This window comes from Ruegeria sp. CE8 (assembly GCF_056537465.1).
The window spans coordinates 14,946-31,737 of sequence record NZ_JBQFRP010000007.1; the positions used below are offsets into that span (position 1 = coordinate 14,946).

Annotated in this window: 6 protein-coding genes; 3 read left to right on the forward strand and 3 right to left on the reverse strand. The window is 51.3% G+C overall.

Features of this window, described 5'->3' with window-relative positions:
• Nucleotides 1–130: 130 nt before the first annotated feature.
• From ACR0AA_RS12885 to ACR0AA_RS12895, 3 genes are read right to left on the reverse strand one after another with little or no spacing between them, the layout of a single operon-like run.
• The gene (locus ACR0AA_RS12885) at nt 131–2,326 is read right to left on the reverse strand and encodes a GumC family protein (protein WP_480664421.1); all 2,196 of its coding nucleotides are present in this window, start codon (nt 2,324–2,326) and stop codon (nt 131–133) included.
• A gap of 21 nt (nt 2,327–2,347) precedes the next feature.
• Entirely contained in the window at nt 2,348–3,670 is a 1,323-nt protein-coding gene (locus ACR0AA_RS12890; protein ID WP_480664423.1) for a polysaccharide biosynthesis/export family protein, read from the reverse strand.
• On the reverse strand, nt 3,654–4,226 hold the full coding sequence (locus tag ACR0AA_RS12895; protein WP_480664425.1) for a hypothetical protein: 573 nt from the start codon (nt 4,224–4,226) through the stop codon (nt 3,654–3,656). The genes ACR0AA_RS12890 and ACR0AA_RS12895 overlap by 17 nt, the downstream gene beginning before the upstream one ends.
• 794 nt (nt 4,227–5,020) lie before the next feature.
• Here ACR0AA_RS12895 and ACR0AA_RS12900 point away from each other — a divergent pair.
• The 3 genes from ACR0AA_RS12900 to ACR0AA_RS12910 all read left to right on the forward strand — a co-directional run bounded on the left by ACR0AA_RS12900 (nt 5,021) and on the right by ACR0AA_RS12910 (nt 16,643).
• The gene (locus ACR0AA_RS12900) at nt 5,021–9,625 is read left to right on the forward strand and encodes a MupA/Atu3671 family FMN-dependent luciferase-like monooxygenase (protein WP_480756179.1); all 4,605 of its coding nucleotides are present in this window, start codon (nt 5,021–5,023) and stop codon (nt 9,623–9,625) included.
• Nucleotides 9,626–9,663: 38 nt separating this feature from the next.
• Complete coding sequence (locus tag ACR0AA_RS12905) at nt 9,664–15,939, forward strand: type I polyketide synthase (RefSeq protein ID WP_480756180.1); 6,276 nt, start codon at nt 9,664–9,666, stop codon at nt 15,937–15,939.
• Nucleotides 15,940–16,286: 347 nt separating this feature from the next.
• The gene (locus tag ACR0AA_RS12910) at nt 16,287–16,643 is read left to right on the forward strand and encodes a hypothetical protein (protein WP_480756260.1); all 357 of its coding nucleotides are present in this window, start codon (nt 16,287–16,289) and stop codon (nt 16,641–16,643) included.
• Nucleotides 16,644–16,792 lie beyond the last annotated feature (149 nt).

Sequence of the window (16,792 nt, forward strand, 5' to 3'; positions counted from 1 at the left end):
TTCCTTGATCATCCCAATGATCTGCTCGTCACTAAATCTGTGTTTCATAATCCATCTTTCATTTGGACGAATACTATCACCTCAATAACCTGATTTCAGAGAGCTAGGTCAATATCTTTGATATAGCGCTCTAAGTGTAGTTGTAGGTTGGAAGGCGTTCAAAACGAAGAGCGCGTTTATCCGGTGCAATCGTTAGGCATGCACCGATGAGCATTTCGCGGATGACCGGTACGCCTGACAGCACCCGATTGGCTACTCCAGCTGAAGTGCGACCCCAAGTAAATGCTGCAACCGCTCCGGTAATAAATGATGAGTACTCAAGTGCGTCCCCGACGTGTGCGAGAGCAGGTGTGTCAACAATGACCACATCATATCCGATTCCGCCTGTGTTCGGTTTCCCGATAAGTTCGGACAAGCCTAGATAATCACTGGTCGATCTTTCATCTGGAGCACGAGTTCGAAGGAATGACAGTCCGTCATTTATTCGATAGATATCATTCCCTTGGAATGCGGAATCCTCAGAGTTCCCTGGATGCAAGCTTAGAATGGGCGCGAACGCGTTGGACAGGGATCTCTGATGTCGATCGCCATCCACAAGAAGGACGGATTTTCCCATCGACGCCATGTAGAACGCAATATTGGAAGCGAGTACTGACTTACCTTCATTCTGAAGAGGGGAAACCACCGCAATTGCGCAATTACCGCTTGGTCCGCGTTCGATTTCATAAACTACGCGACGAATGGACTCGGCGAAACGAGTGCGAGGTGCATTTATTGCGTAGCTAAGTAGAGCGAGATTCATGCGTTCAGAACGCGAAACCTTCCTCTCGAGATGCAAATTCTGGAGATCAAGACTGCGCAATTCTCTATGAGAAATTCGCGGAATGGTGCCCAGATATGGAACTCCCAGCGATCGCGTTACATCGTCTGACCGGCGCATTCCGTCGTAGACCTGCTCCAAGGCAAACACCAATGCCATGCCAATGATTAGCCCTCCAATGACGGTTCCTACAGCCACCACCGCAAGGCTTGGATTCGAGGACTTGCTTGGCGGTTGTCCATGTTCAATAATTCTTGCCGGACCTACGACGTATCGAGACGATCTAAGACTATCCTGCTGGCGATCAAGCAACACAGCTTCTTCGCTGCGTAACGCATCAAGTGCTCTCTCCTGACGCAACAACTCGTTTCCGACCTTGCTCGAGTTTGCCAAGCCTACGGCCAACTTGGTGCCATAGTCCTCCAATGATTTCAGGATCATCAAGTCACTTTCAATCGAGCTGAGATTTGATCTTCTCAACCAGTTCAACTCGGATCGGTATCTTCTATGTAGATCCTCCTCCGCTTCCAGCAAACCCGCGTTACTGTCTGACGATGACGCCCTTCGTGAACGAAGATCACCAATTAAGTTGGCCAAGGATTGCAACTCAGAAGACTCCAGTTCTGAGGCAATGTACAAGTAGTCTAGGTGCTCTTGATTAGTGATCTTTTCAGAGGCCAGATCAATCACGTCAATCGCAATGGAGTAATCCGCTATCTCTCGACGCTTTTCCGCAATTCGACTGTTGTTTTCCTCTATCTCTCGCTCAATCTGCGTGACTGAGCCCTCGTCGGGCAAAGAAATATTCAGTCTCAGCTCGGAGATTCTATTTTCCGCTTCACGCATCTCCAACGTAAGCTGGGAGAGTTCAGATTCTACCCAAGCGGCTGCGTGCGCGGCTTGATCGACGCGAGCCCTCTCAAAGCTGGATATGTATGCTTCGGCGACATCATTCACAACATTAGCAGACAAGATCGGATCTAACGATTCATACCGAATAGAGATAATGAATGTCTCACCCTCGCGTTCAACAGACAGTCCTTCCCGTAACTGCTCAATAGCTGCTGCTAGGATGCTTTGCTCGTCTATTGAATCTCCCGCCTCTTCTAGGAGTTGCTTGGCCAAAGTGAGATAGGGTTCCTGGCTAGCAACATCCCTGAGAACGATCTCCGAATAGATCTTGTTAATTTCGGAATCCACCACAAGTCGCTCGGCAAAGAAGACGTTTGGGAGCGTCGGCGAGTTGATTCCGTCCAGGTTTCGAGGGTCAATAGAAATCAAGGACTGGCTGACATACTTCTGGGGTGTGGTGAAGTGGTAGTAAAGCCCAGGAATCAGTAGAAGAAAAACGGGGAGAATTACATATGCAATTCTTTGCCGTAGGATCTCGATTGCGTGACGTGCAAAATCAGATAAATCGAAGTTACGCGCGTGTCTGGCTGCGCCCTCATTGCGATGGCCCTCGACTTGATAATCCTTCCGGAAGCTTTTGCTCTCCGAGTTCATCGCTGTGCCCCTACTTAACAATCAATAACTGTCTTCAACGTATAGATTGACGCTTACATAATCCCCTGGCAAGAGTTGACTATCTGGCTGGGACTCTGTGGAACCGAGGAGTTCTCCGTTTCTCCAGATCGATGTGATCAGCTCCAGATCCTGGGAGGATTCAGGTTCGGCAAGCGCCAGGGTTCTAGTTAGATTCGAAATTCGTTCTTCGACTTCCAAAAGAGACGCAACTATTTCCGCCCGCTCGTTAATCGCAGCGATTGCAATCTCGGCCCTTTGCGTTCGCGTGTCGCGATCAGCACGAAGTATCGATACGTTTGCGCTAATCAATGTCCCCTGTGCGGATAGCATGAGCGTTTGTGCATCAGAAAGTTGAGTTTGTAATCTGCTCAAACGATCTGCGGTCAACAGTCCGCGCTCTGAAAGGCTATTGAGCTCTTCATAGGTTTGTTCAAGTTTCGATGCATGCGCAGAGGCGAGCTCCAGTTGGTCTTCCATCAGGTGTACTCTATCTGCGAGCGCATCCGAGGACGCTTGGTTGAATGATACTTCATCTTCAAGAGTCGCAATTATTCTCTTAATTCGATCTCGATGGGCTAGAACGAGTTGATTGAATTTCTCCTCAGAGAGGTCCAATGGACGTTGGATCGGTGCCATATTCGGGTCGTTCTCGGCAAGCGCCAGCGTTGCCCAATGTTCAACCAAAAGTATCGAGCGGCGCGTTTTGGCAGACTTGAGGTCAGATGCCAACTGAATGATCTGAGCTTGTGACATTTCCTCATCCAGAACACTTCGGATCCCACCAGCGAGTGCTATGGCATGGCGCACTGTCATGCCGGTGTGGAATTGTACTGCTCCCGGTGTTGTCACCGATCCTCCAACGAAAACCGGCGCCCTTTGAGCCACCCTCAGATAGACTTCCACACCGGCAAGAGAAATTTGTCGGATTTCTCCGTTTGGCTGCATAATAGAGGTGGTCGTCCCGGCCAGTGAAAGCTGAATTTCGGATTTCAGTTCCTCGATCGTCTTGCCCGACGCTTGGAGGCTTCCAACAAAAGGAAACAAAATTCTTCCGTTTATTTCAACTTTAGACATCTCCCGAACACTGGGGAAGCCAACCAAAGAAAACTCGATCTGGTCTCCGACCAGTATGGTCGCGTCCAATAGTGGCGCCTTTTCGGTTTGTGCATGTACTTTCTCGTTGGGAGCAATCAAAAGTACTAAAAAGAGTGCTATGGAAAGAAGAGATTGAAGTACACGCAAATTGTTCGAGGCGTGTATAGTACGGTCTGCAAGGATGCTGAGACCTGTATTGGAAATGAACTCGTCAACGAAACATTTCATTCGCATACTCCCAAAGTTCTAACTCTGGCTCCATAATCGTCATTAGCTTTTCCATTTGGGCGCTTGATGGCCTAAAATCGTCGCGCCCTCTTTCGTTATAGCTATAGATTCCCAAGTTGGATCCGAAAACGCGACGATACTCTCGCTTGAACTTTTCCAAGTCGTCCAGGAACCCAATAATTGAGAATGCTTTCATGTTTTCCTTCGCTTGATCCAAAGCTTTCTTTTCGGCACCAGAGGGTATCACCGGCGTACCGGAAAAGAACCTTAGGAACGTTAGGCCGTGGGCCCTCGCGACAGGTCCTTCAAGGTAGTTGTCAAAGTCTCTCGGGATGAACCCATCCCTAGATGTGTGGAGGAAGTTCGAAATCGTCCGCGTTACCGGGTCGCGGAGAAGCGTAACAAATCTGTACGAACTCCCAAAATGGCGACGATACAACTCGTCGAACAATACATGGCCAAATACCAGCTGTACACCATGGCACATGTATGTAACCACGAGCTTACGCCGCAACTCATACACGTTTTTGCTGTTCTCGAAGTCATCGAATTGCAAGTCATTTCTGTCCTGTCCATCGATAAGAATTGCGGATGCTCGACGTGTTGCGTTTGCATCCACCACTCCAATTTTTCGACCGAGAGGCACGGTCGCGCTTAGCGCCTCCGAAATTGACGTCCCCCCGCACTTCGGAATATGCATGTAAAAGCAACAACTTGCGGGTCGGCCAGATACTGTAGCGACAGTTCTTCGTGAATACGTTCGGAAGCGCCTTAAGGCTGTGGTCGCCCTTGTCTTCACTTTAATCTCAGCCCTTTCGAACGTAGAACCACTAACTTACTGAGGGTAACATACGTATCTTTGGTGAGCATTGAAAGGCAATCTCCGAAAACTTTCTCGTATGGACCGGTAATTGTGTGGCGTCATGCTGTCGTCTTCAGCGCCTTCTGACAATTGCTGTTTGATCCGAAGCGGCATTCGCGTGCCCTTCGACGGCGCGATGCCGATCCAATGCACCCGACACAGCTCTTGTCCTTCCCCCTTGCAGCCGGGCCGTTAGACATCAGGAACCGCCCTCACACAATCCAACTCACTGAAGATTAGACTGAATGTTGCAAAAACCCGAGCCGAAACCTCAGATCACTTGGGAATTCCGGGTTGGGAACAGTTTTTCCAATAGGTACGGATTGTCTTGGGCTTGTAACCAGATACGTTAGCGGACTTGTAACCAGATACGTTAGGAGTGGCGCGATCTCGGATGATAAGCTAACCTTTCCTTTATGTCTCTGCGCTGGGGCGAGGGAAGTGTTATTGGAAGTGTTATTGCTAGTGTTATTGAGTGAGGGTTCATTATGCTTGAGACGGTCGCAAAGTTAGATACACCTAGCGCTGCGTCAGCGATTTTTGTTGGTGACGGAAGTCTATTGGTGACATGTGCCGAACTTTTCTTGTCTTCAGGCCATTCTATTGCAGGTGTTTCGTCTTCGTCTGAGGAGAACCAAAGCTGGGCGATCAACAGGGGCATCTCGTTGCTCGGGCCGGCGAAGGATCTAGACCTTTCTGGTTTGGAGTTTGATTTCCTATTTAGCGTTGCGAATTTGGAGATTTTGCCTGATCAAGCGATCGGGGCAGCAAAATCTATGGCGATCAATTTCCATGATGGCCCGCTTCCCCAATATGGTGGATTGAATACACCTTCTTGGGCGCTACTGAACGGGGAAAAGCGATACGGCGTGACGTGGCACGAAATGGTCGCTGATGTTGATGCGGGCCGCATCGTTAAGTCCCTGGAGTTTGAAGTTTCACCAAAGGAAACGGCCTACAGTCTGAACACAAAGTGTTACGCGGCTGCAACAGAGGCATTCCAGTCGATCATCGATGAAATATCTGCGAGTAGTCTTGAACTCTCTCAACAAGCGAAGGCACCCACGATCTACAAGAAGTCTCTTCGACCCAGCCAGTACGGGTTCATTGATTTTTCTCAACCTTCATTTGACATAGAACGTCTCGTACGTGCGCTCGACTACGGCGCCTATGATCACCCGCTCGGCCGTGCTAAAATCTGGTTGGAGGAGGGACCCGTTGTTGTGTCCAGGGCAAGTTCGGCGGCGTCGGACGACAATACTGCGGATGCTGGGCGCGTACAGACTATTGAGCCAGATAGCATTACCGTCGCAACTGGACACGGGGTCATAACGTTGTCCGGGATCCTTAGTTGCGACGGAAAGCCTGTCAATCTGAGCACCACATTGCAAAGGGGCCAAAAGCTCCCCCTCATTGGTCGCGATCTCCGGGAACAGATCGATGGTCAGCTGCCGGACTTGGCAAATGCACATGCATCATGGATTGAGGACTTTAGGGCTTCGAGCCCAGTTGATGTAGTTTATCCGCGGACTTTAGGAGATGGTTCGAGTACGCACGAAGCCAGCAATCAATTGCCATTGGGGGCTATTGAGACTGATGTACCGACATTAATTGCCGGCTTCTCATCTTGGCTGGCGATGCTCTCTAACAAGCTACACGTTTCCATTGCTTTAGAAGGTTCGCAATTCCTTCAGAAAGAACGCATGGCGCAAGGATTAGTCCGCGAAGACGTGTTACTCAATTTGGAGATTGATCAGAGCGCCAAGATTTCAGGCTTGGTTTCCGAGGTTAGACGAGCGTCCGAAAAAATTGTGGCAAGGGCCCCAATACTATGTGATGCAATTGCTTGCCTCGCTGACGAGGGCGAGCGTGACCGGGCGGTCGGTGCATTGAATGTGGGCGTTTACGTTGGCAACGGTCGTCCCAAGCCAAGATCTATCACGTTACACGTCGACGAAAATAGCCAAGAGCTATCTCTTGTCGTTGATCCGAGGGTTCACGATCGGACGGTTGCCGAAGTCATGGCGAAACATCTTTCGTTCTTCCTCGAGAAGTTTGTGGACGCACCAGGCAGCCAGATTCAGCAATTGCCCTTAGTCCCTGACAATGAAAAGGAGGTTTTTGATCGACTAAATCTAACGAACCAAGATTTTAGTGACGCCTGCGGCATTGATGAAGTCATATCCGCGATGGCCCGTGAGTTGCCCGATCAACCGGCCGTCGAGTGGAACGACGTCGTCCTATCCTATTCTGACCTAGAGGAACGTGCGGAGAGTTTTTCTAGGTTGCTTCTCCAAAAGGGGGTTGGAGCGCGCAGTATCGTTGGGCTTTGTATGGCGCGTACACCGGACCTTATTGTCGCGTTACTGGGTATTCTTAAGTGTGGCGCTGCCTACCTGCCTCTCGATCCGAGCTACCCGAGAGATCGTCTGCTGTTTATGTTGGAGGATTCCGGGGCGGAATTGGTTGTAACAGATCCAAGTAGCGCTGAACGAATCCAACATTGCGGTGCCGATACGGTCATGGTCGCGGACACACCGAGCATAGGCGGCATCAAGGCGCTTGAGCGAAGTTCTGGCGATCTTGCGTATCTGATCTATACTTCGGGATCCACGGGGAAGCCTAAGGGCGTGATGGTCACTCATCGCAATGTCCTTAACTTTTTTGCGGCAATGGATGCCCGTGTGCCAAGTGAGTCTGGTGGACGCCTGTTGGCCGTTACCAGTCCATCCTTTGATATCTCCGTACTGGAACTCTGCTGGACCCTGTCTCGTGGCCTCACAGTGATTTTTCAATCACAAGACGCAATTGCCCACAGCAATGGCCCAGGTTTCAGCCTATTTTACTTTTCCTCCGACGCGGCGTCGAGGGGCCGTGAGGCGTATAGGCTTTTGCTGGAAGGAGCTAAGTTCGCTGACGAGAATGGCTTTGAGGCGGTGTGGACGCCAGAGCGGCATTTTCATTCATTTGGAGGATTGTTTCCCAATCCGGCAGTAGCAGGTGCCGCGGTTGCTGCAATCACAAATCACATACATGTCCGAGCCGGAAGCTGCGTGTTTCCGCTACATCACCCAATTAGGGCTGCCGAGGATTGGGCTTTAGTAGACAATTTGAGCGATGGCCGTGCAGGCATCGCGCTTGCTTCTGGTTGGCAGCCGAATGACTTCGTAATTCGCCCTGAGGCATTTGAAGAGCGCAAGCAGCATATGATCGATGGGATTGGCCAGTTGCGCGATCTTTGGCGCGGAGAGAAAGTGGCATTTCCTGGTCATGCAGGGACTCCAGTCGAAGTTTCGACGCTGCCAAGACCTGTCAAAGATGACATTCCAATCTGGATCACAGCAGCCGGAAATCCGGAAACGTTCGAGGTTGCGGGGAAAAACGGCTGCAATGTACTGACCCATTTATTGGGTCAAACCTTCGAAGAGGTGGCTGAGAAGGTTGCAGTCTATCGAAAGGCTTGGGTTGAAGCCGGGCACGCTGGGCAAGGCAAAGTGACTCTCATGCTCCACACTTTCGTCGGGGATGATCACGACTCCGTACAGGATGTGGTTCGTGAGCCAATGATGAACTATCTGCGCGGCGCAATGGACCTTGTAAAAAAGGCTTCGTGGTCGTTCCCGACGTTTGTACAACGCGGCCAGGAAACTGGTCGGACACCGGCGCAACTGTTCGAAGAGGAGGAACTCACAGAAGATGAGACCCAAGCTTTGCTGGAGCATGCATTCCAAAGATACTACAAGACCAGCGGGCTCTTTGGTGCACCAGAAAACTGCGTCGACATAGTTCGGAAGTCGGCGCAGATCGGCGTTGACGAAATTGCTTGCCTGATCGACTTCGGGATTGAGAAGAGCTTAGTCCTCGATCATCTCCCCTATATAAAGAAAGTGATGGATTTGGTCCGCGCGGAAGTCCCGGTCGACGCGAAGGCGTCGGTTGCGAATGATATTCTGAGCAAAAAAGTCACTCATTTACAATGCACTCCGTCGATGGCTTCGATGTTAGTAGTCGACAGCATTGGGAGGGCGGCTCTAAGTGAGTTAGACGTAATGATGGTAGGGGGAGAAGCTTTGCCATTGTCGCTCGCAACCGAGCTACGATCGAACCTTTCGGGAGAGTTTCTAAATATGTACGGACCGACTGAAACCACGATATGGTCCGCAACTCAAACCTTAGACAAAATTGGCGACTTTGTTCCTCTTGGTACACCTGTGGCAAACACTTCAATAAAAGTCGTCAATGAACACGGCGCGGAGTGTCCAAGCCTTGTGCCGGGTGAGATTGTCATTGGCGGGTCAGGTGTAACGAATGGCTATTGGAAGCGACCTGATCTGACTTCAGAACGCTTTATCTCAGACAGATTGGCAGATCATCAAGGAAAGCGCCTCTACCGAACCGGAGACTTAGCACGCAGACATAGCACAGGGGCTATAGAGTTTCTTGGACGCATTGATCACCAAGTAAAGATTCGGGGCCATCGGATCGAACTAGGGGAGATCGAAGCTGCGCTAAGCTCTCATTCGTCGGTGAGAGATGCTGTCGTGCGGCTTTGGGCCGAGCCTTCAGGTTCGCAGCTTGTTGGGTATGTCGTTCCAGTTGACGGTCAGACTGTGGTGGACACTGCAGCACTTCTTGAGGAAATTAGCGAGCGCTTGCCGGAAGTGATGCTTCCAACGTCCATTGTGAGTTTGTCGAAGCTGCCGCAAACACCAAATGGCAAGATTGATAGGAATGCCTTGCCTCCATTGGCTTCCGTCGCCAGACAAAGTGAAGAGGTAGCATCCGCAAACGATCTGGAAGCTTCGATCGCGTCGATCTGGTGCGAAATGCTGGGGATTCAGTCGGTTGGAATGACGGATAACTTCTTTGACCTCGGGGGGCACTCTTTGCTCGTGGTGCAGGTCCAGCGCTGCATAAAGCAAGAGCTGAAGCGTGAGGTCCCAATTACGGATATGTTCCGTTTCACTACAATTCGCGCTTTGGCGGAGCACCTTCAGGATGGAGAAACTCAAGAGACCAAAGGCGCTATGCGTGGTGTGGACCGTGCATCAATCAGGCGCAGCCGGATGACCCGTGGACGCTCGAGAGCATAGTGAGTCAGTGATTTTAGTGTTGTGTAGGGGGCAATCGAATGGTTCAGTCGTATGAAGGTGACAATGGCGACGCCATCGCAATAGTGGGCATGGCGGCGCGTTTGCCTGGTGCCCGAAACCCAGACGAGTACTGGCAAATGCTAAAAGCCGGCCGCCTCGGCACCCGTTGGCTTACCGATGATGAACTCCTCGCAGAGGGCGTGTCACCCGAGGAATTAAGGGATCCAAACTACGTCCGGGCGGCTAACCTTTTGTCAGACATGGAAATGTTTGATGCGGGATTCTTCGGCTTTAGCCCTCGTGAGGCCGATATTCTTGATCCTCAACATCGGCACTTCCTAGAGCTGTGTTGGGAGGTGCTCGAAGACGCCGCGCATATACCGGAGAATTTCGACGGTGCTATTGGTGTGTACGCCGGTTCGGGCATGCAGGCGTATATGCCCTATAACCTTCTATCGAACCCGGAACTTGTAAACGATGTGGGCCTGTTTCTTCTCCGGCACACCGGAAACGACAAGGATTTCCTGACGACGCGAGCTTCTTATCTTTTGGATCTGCAGGGGCCAAGTATCAATATACAAACTGCATGCTCAACGTCTCTGGTCGCGATCCACGAGGCGTGTCAGAGCCTGCTGAGCGGCGAATGCGACATGGCCCTTGCTGGAGGCGTGACGATTGAGTTGCCGCACCGCCGAGGATACCATTATGCCGAGGGTGAAATCCTTTCGCCCGATGGGTTGTGCCGAGCGTTTGACGATGCGGGCACAGGAACCGTATTCGGCAGCGGCGGTGGATTAGTAGCGCTGCGCAGACTAGAAGACGCATTGGCAGATGGCGACAATGTGCGCGCAATCATAGTAAGTAGTGCAATAAATAATGATGGATCGCAGAAGGCAGGTTACCTTGCGCCCAGCGTAGACGGACAGGCTGGTGCTGTCGCTGAGGCTCTTGCGGTCGGAGGCATATCTCCTGATACGGTGTCATACATTGAAGCTCACGGTACAGGAACAGCGGTCGGTGATCCCATAGAGCTCACCGCTCTCAGAGAGGCCTATGGCACAAATCTTCCGTCTGAAAGCTGCGGTATCGGGTCAGTAAAGACGAACATCGGGCATCTTGACACTGCGGCGGGGGTTGCGAGCCTAATTAAAGTGGTTCTGTCACTTGAGAATGAGGCTTTGCCACCAACATTGAATTTTGAGAAACCAAACAGCCGGTTCAACTTCTCAGAAAGCCCATTTTACGTACAGGATACCCTGCAAACTTGGCCAAGAGCATCCGCACCCCGGCGCGCTGGGGTAAATTCCCTCGGAGTAGGGGGGACGAACGCGCATGCCATTCTTGAGGAGGCACCGAAGCGGACCCAAAAACCTAGTAGCGAAGGGTTTAAAATTTTCCCGTTCTCGGCGCGGACCGAGAAATCCGCTGATGCATTACTGAACAAGTGGAGTCTATGGCTTTCGAACGAGAATAAGGGTGTCATAGCAGATGACGCTGCGTTTACGTTGCAAACCGGTCGGCGCCAATTCGACCACCGCCGCGCCGCTATCGCAACTGACCTAAGTGAACTGAAAGACGTTCTGCGTGATCGAACCGCTAGCAAGCGCTTTACGAAGGGCAAAGCAAATTCGAACAAGCCGGGTGTCGTGTTTATGTTTCCGGGTGGCGGGGCGCAGTTTCCTGGGGTCGGGCGCGAGCTCTATGAATCACTACCAGTATTCCGAAGCGCAATTGATGACTGCATCGCTTCACTCCCAGGGGAAGCACCTGCTGATCTGAAAGAAGCAATGTTTGCAAAGCAATCTGACCTAGAGCGCATTGGCCCGATATTGGCACGCCCCACCTATGCATTGCCCACACTGTTCGCGCTTGAATATGCTTACGCCCGGCTATGGATGTCCTGGGGCATCAAGCCGACAGCAATGATTGGTCACAGCGCAGGCGAGTATGTAGCGGCATGTATCGCCGGTGCGCTCACGCTGAAGGACGCCTTGGCAATCATCTTTATCCGCGCCCAACTTTTCGAAGTCGTTCCAGAAGGCAGAATGGTTTCTATCGGTTTGCCAGAACGGGAAGTAAGAGACCTTATTGGTGAAAATCTCGATATCGCTGCCGTGAATGGAGAGTCGGCATGCGTTGTTTCGGGCTCCGAGGCTGCAGTAGAGGAACTGGCGCATAAGCTTTCAGAGCGGGACATTCCGCTAAATAAGTTAAGGATAAATGTGGCGGCGCACTCGCGTATGCTGGACTCACAGTTGGAGGGCTTTCGCCGTAAACTGGAATCGATTAGGTTTTCCGATCTATCAGTCCCATGTATCAGCAACTTGAACGGGGATTGGGCATCTGGCAACGACATGACTACTGTCGATTATTGGGTGCGTCATTTAAGGAACACGGTTCGTTACGGTGACGGCATCTCGAAGGTTTTGGAAAAGCCGAATCAGATTCTCCTTGAGGTTGGTCCGGGGCAGAGCCTTGGAGCACTCGCACAGCTGGCACAATCCGATCACGAGCCCATCAGTGTGCTTTCTTCTACTCGCGCGCCTAACGAAGTAGATTCCGATCTTGCTTTCGCAATGACGACAGCAGCATCTCTTTGGTGTTGCGGAGCTGACATTGACTGGGCGGTGCTCCGAGAAGAAAGAGATCACAAGAAAGTTGCTCTGCCGACTTATGCGTTTGAGAAGGAATATCACTGGATTGAGCCAGGAAGCGGAGGGTATTTACCCGTCGCCGACTCGGAGCAAAGCGAGGTATCCCTCTCACGGATTGAGAACATTTCAAATTGGTTCTCGACGCACGAAATGATCAAGATCCCGTCATCAATCGGGACGGAAGATTGTACTGGTCGTTGGCTGATCTTCGGTGATGATTGCGATTTACATCGAGAACTTGTGGAGCGGATCGGGATTGGTGGCGGAGTAGTTACTTCTGTTTATCGCGGTGACGAGTTTAAAGCGGGGGATCGGGGCTATTGGGTTGCGCCCGGAGACTGGGAGTCTTTCGAGGCGCTCGTGGATGCATTAGAGCAAACTGGAGGCGTCCCTACGAAGATCGTTTACATGTGGCCCTTGGTTGAATTGGAGCAGACTGACTCCTTCATGGGAGCAATTGGTTTTTGTCGGTCCCTTCAGCTGAGCGGCGCGGGAGGCGAACATCGAATTGCTTTCACGACGGGCCTTTCTCCTTCGAATCCTGATCAGTTGCGTGCGCGCCCTCCCCAATCCGCGTATTTGGGGCTTAGCAGAGTACTGCCCAGGGAGTGTCCGGGCCTATTTGCACAACAGATAGATCTCGTCGACGTCGGGGATGCCGCGAGCGCAATTCTTGAAACCATTCTGGAGCCGGCACAGCATGAACTTGTAGTTTATGAGGCAGCCAAAAGGTTAACGCAGCGACTTGTTCCAACCGAAACCCAGATCGCGGACGGATTACCGGATCGATTGCGGGAAAACGGAGTCTATTGTATCACAGGCGGGCTTGGTGGCATTGGGTTGAAGCTGGCAAATTATTTGTTCGAGACAGCGCAAGCGAAACTGGCTCTGATTGGACGGTCAGAATTGCCTCCTCGAGAAAAGTGGTCGAGTGAGATTAGTGCTGCACCATTTTCCCAAAAGACAGAAGTTCTCCAGGCGCTTATTGACTTGGAGTCCAGAGGAGCAGAGCTGTGCATTGTAAAAGCGGATGTAACTTCAGAAGCAGAAGTAGTTAAGGCACTCGAAAAAATCGTAGAAAAGTTCGGACCGATTAACGGGATCATACACGCAGCTGGCACTATAGATGATGGGCCGCTTGCTTCTAAAACTGCAGATTCAGTGAAGAAAGTCCTAGCCCCGAAGTGGACAGGGACTCGAGTTCTCGACAAATTGATCCCGGATGGTTCTGTGGACTTCTTCGCAGTGTTTTCTTCTACGAGCCTACTGATCGGTCCACCGGGACAGGCTGACTATGCCTCGGCAAATGCGGTAATTTGCGCACACGCCTTAGCTCGAAAAGACGGTCTCTGCATCGATTGGGGCGTTTGGTCCGGCGTTGGTCTTGCACAAAAAACATATGGTGCGGTGTTGCCCGATGGCTGCGTTGAGGATCATCCATTTCTCGGCATCAGAAGTTCGCAAGAATCGAGTGTTTGTTACTCTGCGCTCTATCGACCTCATGATCTTTGGGTACTAAACGAGCACCGGCTCGGCGGCGTTCCAGTGTTTCCTGGCACGGGCTATGTCGAGATTGCAGCTGCGGCGGCTCGTGTTGAGCTTGACCAAAGCACGCTTGAGATCCAAAATCTCTCCTTTGAGGCACCTATGCGATTTGCGGGTGATGTGCCGCGGCTGGTTTTGACTTCTCTGAAGCCATCTGCACTCGGCTACGAACTGGAGATTGCGAGCAAGTCTGTTTTCGGAGATACGACTACAAGGCATGCAGTTGCTGAAGTGCATTCGCCGTCAGAGCACGAAATCCCTACTTGGGCGGACACGTTGCTCGGGGTTCGCGCTGAAGACTGCGAACAGATTGGTATTCGGCACCCCGATCCGGAAGTTCTGGAGTTTGGGGAAAGATGGCGTTCAATCAAGTTCGTCGGCACAGCGCCGGAAGAAATCACACTTGGACTCATCGAGTTGCCGTCTCGGTTTGATGCAGATTTCAATACTTTTGAGACACATCCTTCTCTACTGGATATCGCCGCAACAATCGGGTTGCAATCGATTGAGGATGGATATGGGAATGATGGTCTCTACGTGCCGATTTCCGTGAAGAGCGTGAAGCTTTACGCACCGATCTCGGGAAGCCTCAAAGCGATTGCCCGTTTGGTCGATGCTGAAGTTGGGCGTTTTGCAGTATTTAATGTTGCCGTGACCGACGCTCAGGGCCGGTTGCTGGCGGTGCTTGAGCAGTTTGCCTTGCGACGAGTCTCTTTGTCGACGATCAACGCTAATATTGAGGAAGAAGGGTCGTCACTGATCGAAGAAATGATGACAAAGGGTATCCGGGCGGAAGACGCGGACGAGGTTTTTGGTCGCGTCTTTAACAGTAAATTGAGCCGCCTCACCGTGAGTTCGATTGAGTTACCGCAGTTGCGGCATGCTTTGTCTGTCTCTCTTGCGCCGACCCAGCAGAGAGAGCCCAATCGTTCAGAAGGTCCTTCCGGCGATTACGCAGACAAAGTTGAAGGAACGATTGCAGAAATCTGGAGCAATCTACTTGGAGTGGAGCGTATTGGTGTTGACGATGACTTCTTTGATCTCGGCGGTCACTCTCTTGCGGCGGTTCGCTTGTTCGCACAAATTCGAAAGGCATATGGCGTTTCACTTCCGTTGTCTTCTCTATTTGAGGCACCGACAATCAGCAAGCTTGCGCTCTTGGTGAAAGAAGAAGCAGATATTCCAGAAGAGCAAGCCGCGGACTCGGTGAAACAAGACGTGACGGAACCTGTAGCAATAGCGTCGGTTCAAGCGCCGGAGGCCAAGCGCGCATGGTCGCCGCTTGTACGCATTTGCGCAGGCGAAACTGGCCGGCAGCCATTGTTCGGCATCCATGGTGCGGGTGGAAATGTGTTGTACTTCAACGCTTTATCTCGGCATCTCGGCGGCGATCAACCGTTCTATGCTCTCGAAGCGCTCGGTGCAGACGGCAGGAATGTGGAGCCGCACCAGACAATCGAAGAGATGGCGGCTTGTTATCTCGATGCAATCCGGACGATCCAGCCACATGGGCCCTACCATCTAACCGGCTATTCTGGTGGTGGTGTTATTGCCTATGAGATTGCCCAAATGCTTCGCAAAGTGAATGACAGGGCAGAATTGGTGATAATGCTCGATACCATTTGCCCTGCGGCGGTTAGTAGGAGTGCTACTCCAATTCAACACTTTAAAAATGCACTAAAAAATCCAAGGTATCCGATCGCTTTGCTCAGGGCGTTAAAAAAGCAAAAAGACACCATGCGGGCTCAGGCCGATATGCTGCTTAGAACGGTGGATCATGCGATGCGTGGAGATGATCTTCCCTTGGATGCTATAGAGTTTAAAATTAGCCGACACTTTGCCAATGTTCAGCGCAAATACGAGGTGACTGGCTATCCCGGTGATATTGTCATAATGCGTGCCATGGAGGCGGGCCTCTTTTTCACGCGAGGTGGTAAGCAGCTTGGTTGGCAGGACTATGTATCCGGCTCGATTGAAGTGATTGAGTTTGATTGTTCGCATGCAACAATGGTGAGCGAACCCACAATCGGAGAAGTTGCAAAGACGATACGCCGCCATCTCGACGCAAAGAACGTAACGGATTTGGGTGGCGCGGATGAAAGACTAGTGTCGTAGCAGTGGCTGAAAAAAGACTCATATACGTATCCTATTTGCCGCTTGGAGGTATTCGAGGAGTCTTTTCGGACACATCGTTTCCAGCGAACATTCTGGAAAAAGCTTCGCGCTACCGATGCGAGGCTGACCGAGTCTCATTCCTTGCGTCTCACCATCTTCAGAGATTGGTCGCCGCCAGTTTTATTGGTGTTGAACCACGCGATGTGAATATTCGGCACTCCAGTACCGGGCGACCGGAGATTCGCGTCCCGGGTGTCCATGGCCCGCAAATACCGCAGATAACTGCCTCAAGACGCAGAGGATTGATTGCGGTTGCTGTCTCCGATGTCCCGACCATAGGAATTGATGTGGAGCTAGATTGCCAGATCGAAGAAGCTATGGATCTCCTTAGTCCATTCTTGGCACAGGAATCCTTGGCGAGAATCTCGCTAAGTGTTGGCAATGAATGCAATCTGGACTTTTTGACTTCATGGACATTGATTGAGGCATGTGGAAAGGCGGTTGGGGACGGTCTGCTTGCTTTCGATGGAGATTTGACGATCAGGCAAGTTGCAAAGAGGAGGTATTCTTTGACTTCGTCAAAGGGAAGTTGGCAAGGTTTGAGCCGAAGAGTCCACAATGAGTATGTTATCGCTGTTGCCTGGACGGCTTCTGAAGCGCGTCCCGAAATAAGATGGCTATGTGGCGAAGACCTGTTCCGATGACTAGGTTTTGACCTAAAGACCTGCCCCTGAAATGTCCAGTGTTTAGGTTTAGTCTGTTCACCAAGGAAGGATACAGACTTGAAAAGAAGAAACCGTTCCGGAGTTTAACAGATCATTCGAGTTCAGGAAAGGTATGAAACTTGGCATAG

What these genes read in the sequence shown, in the direction of transcription:
- ACR0AA_RS12905 (WP_480756180.1), top strand. Translation starts at nt 9,664, where the DNA reads ATGGTTCAGTCGTATGAAGGTGACAATGGCGACGCCATCGCAATAGTG.
- ACR0AA_RS12900 (WP_480756179.1), top strand. Translation starts at nt 5,021, where the DNA reads ATGCTTGAGACGGTCGCAAAGTTAGATACACCTAGCGCTGCGTCAGCG.
- ACR0AA_RS12890 (WP_480664423.1), bottom strand. Translation starts at nt 3,670, where the DNA reads ATGAAATGTTTCGTTGACGAGTTCATTTCCAATACAGGTCTCAGCATC.
- ACR0AA_RS12885 (WP_480664421.1), bottom strand. Translation starts at nt 2,326, where the DNA reads ATGAACTCGGAGAGCAAAAGCTTCCGGAAGGATTATCAAGTCGAGGGC.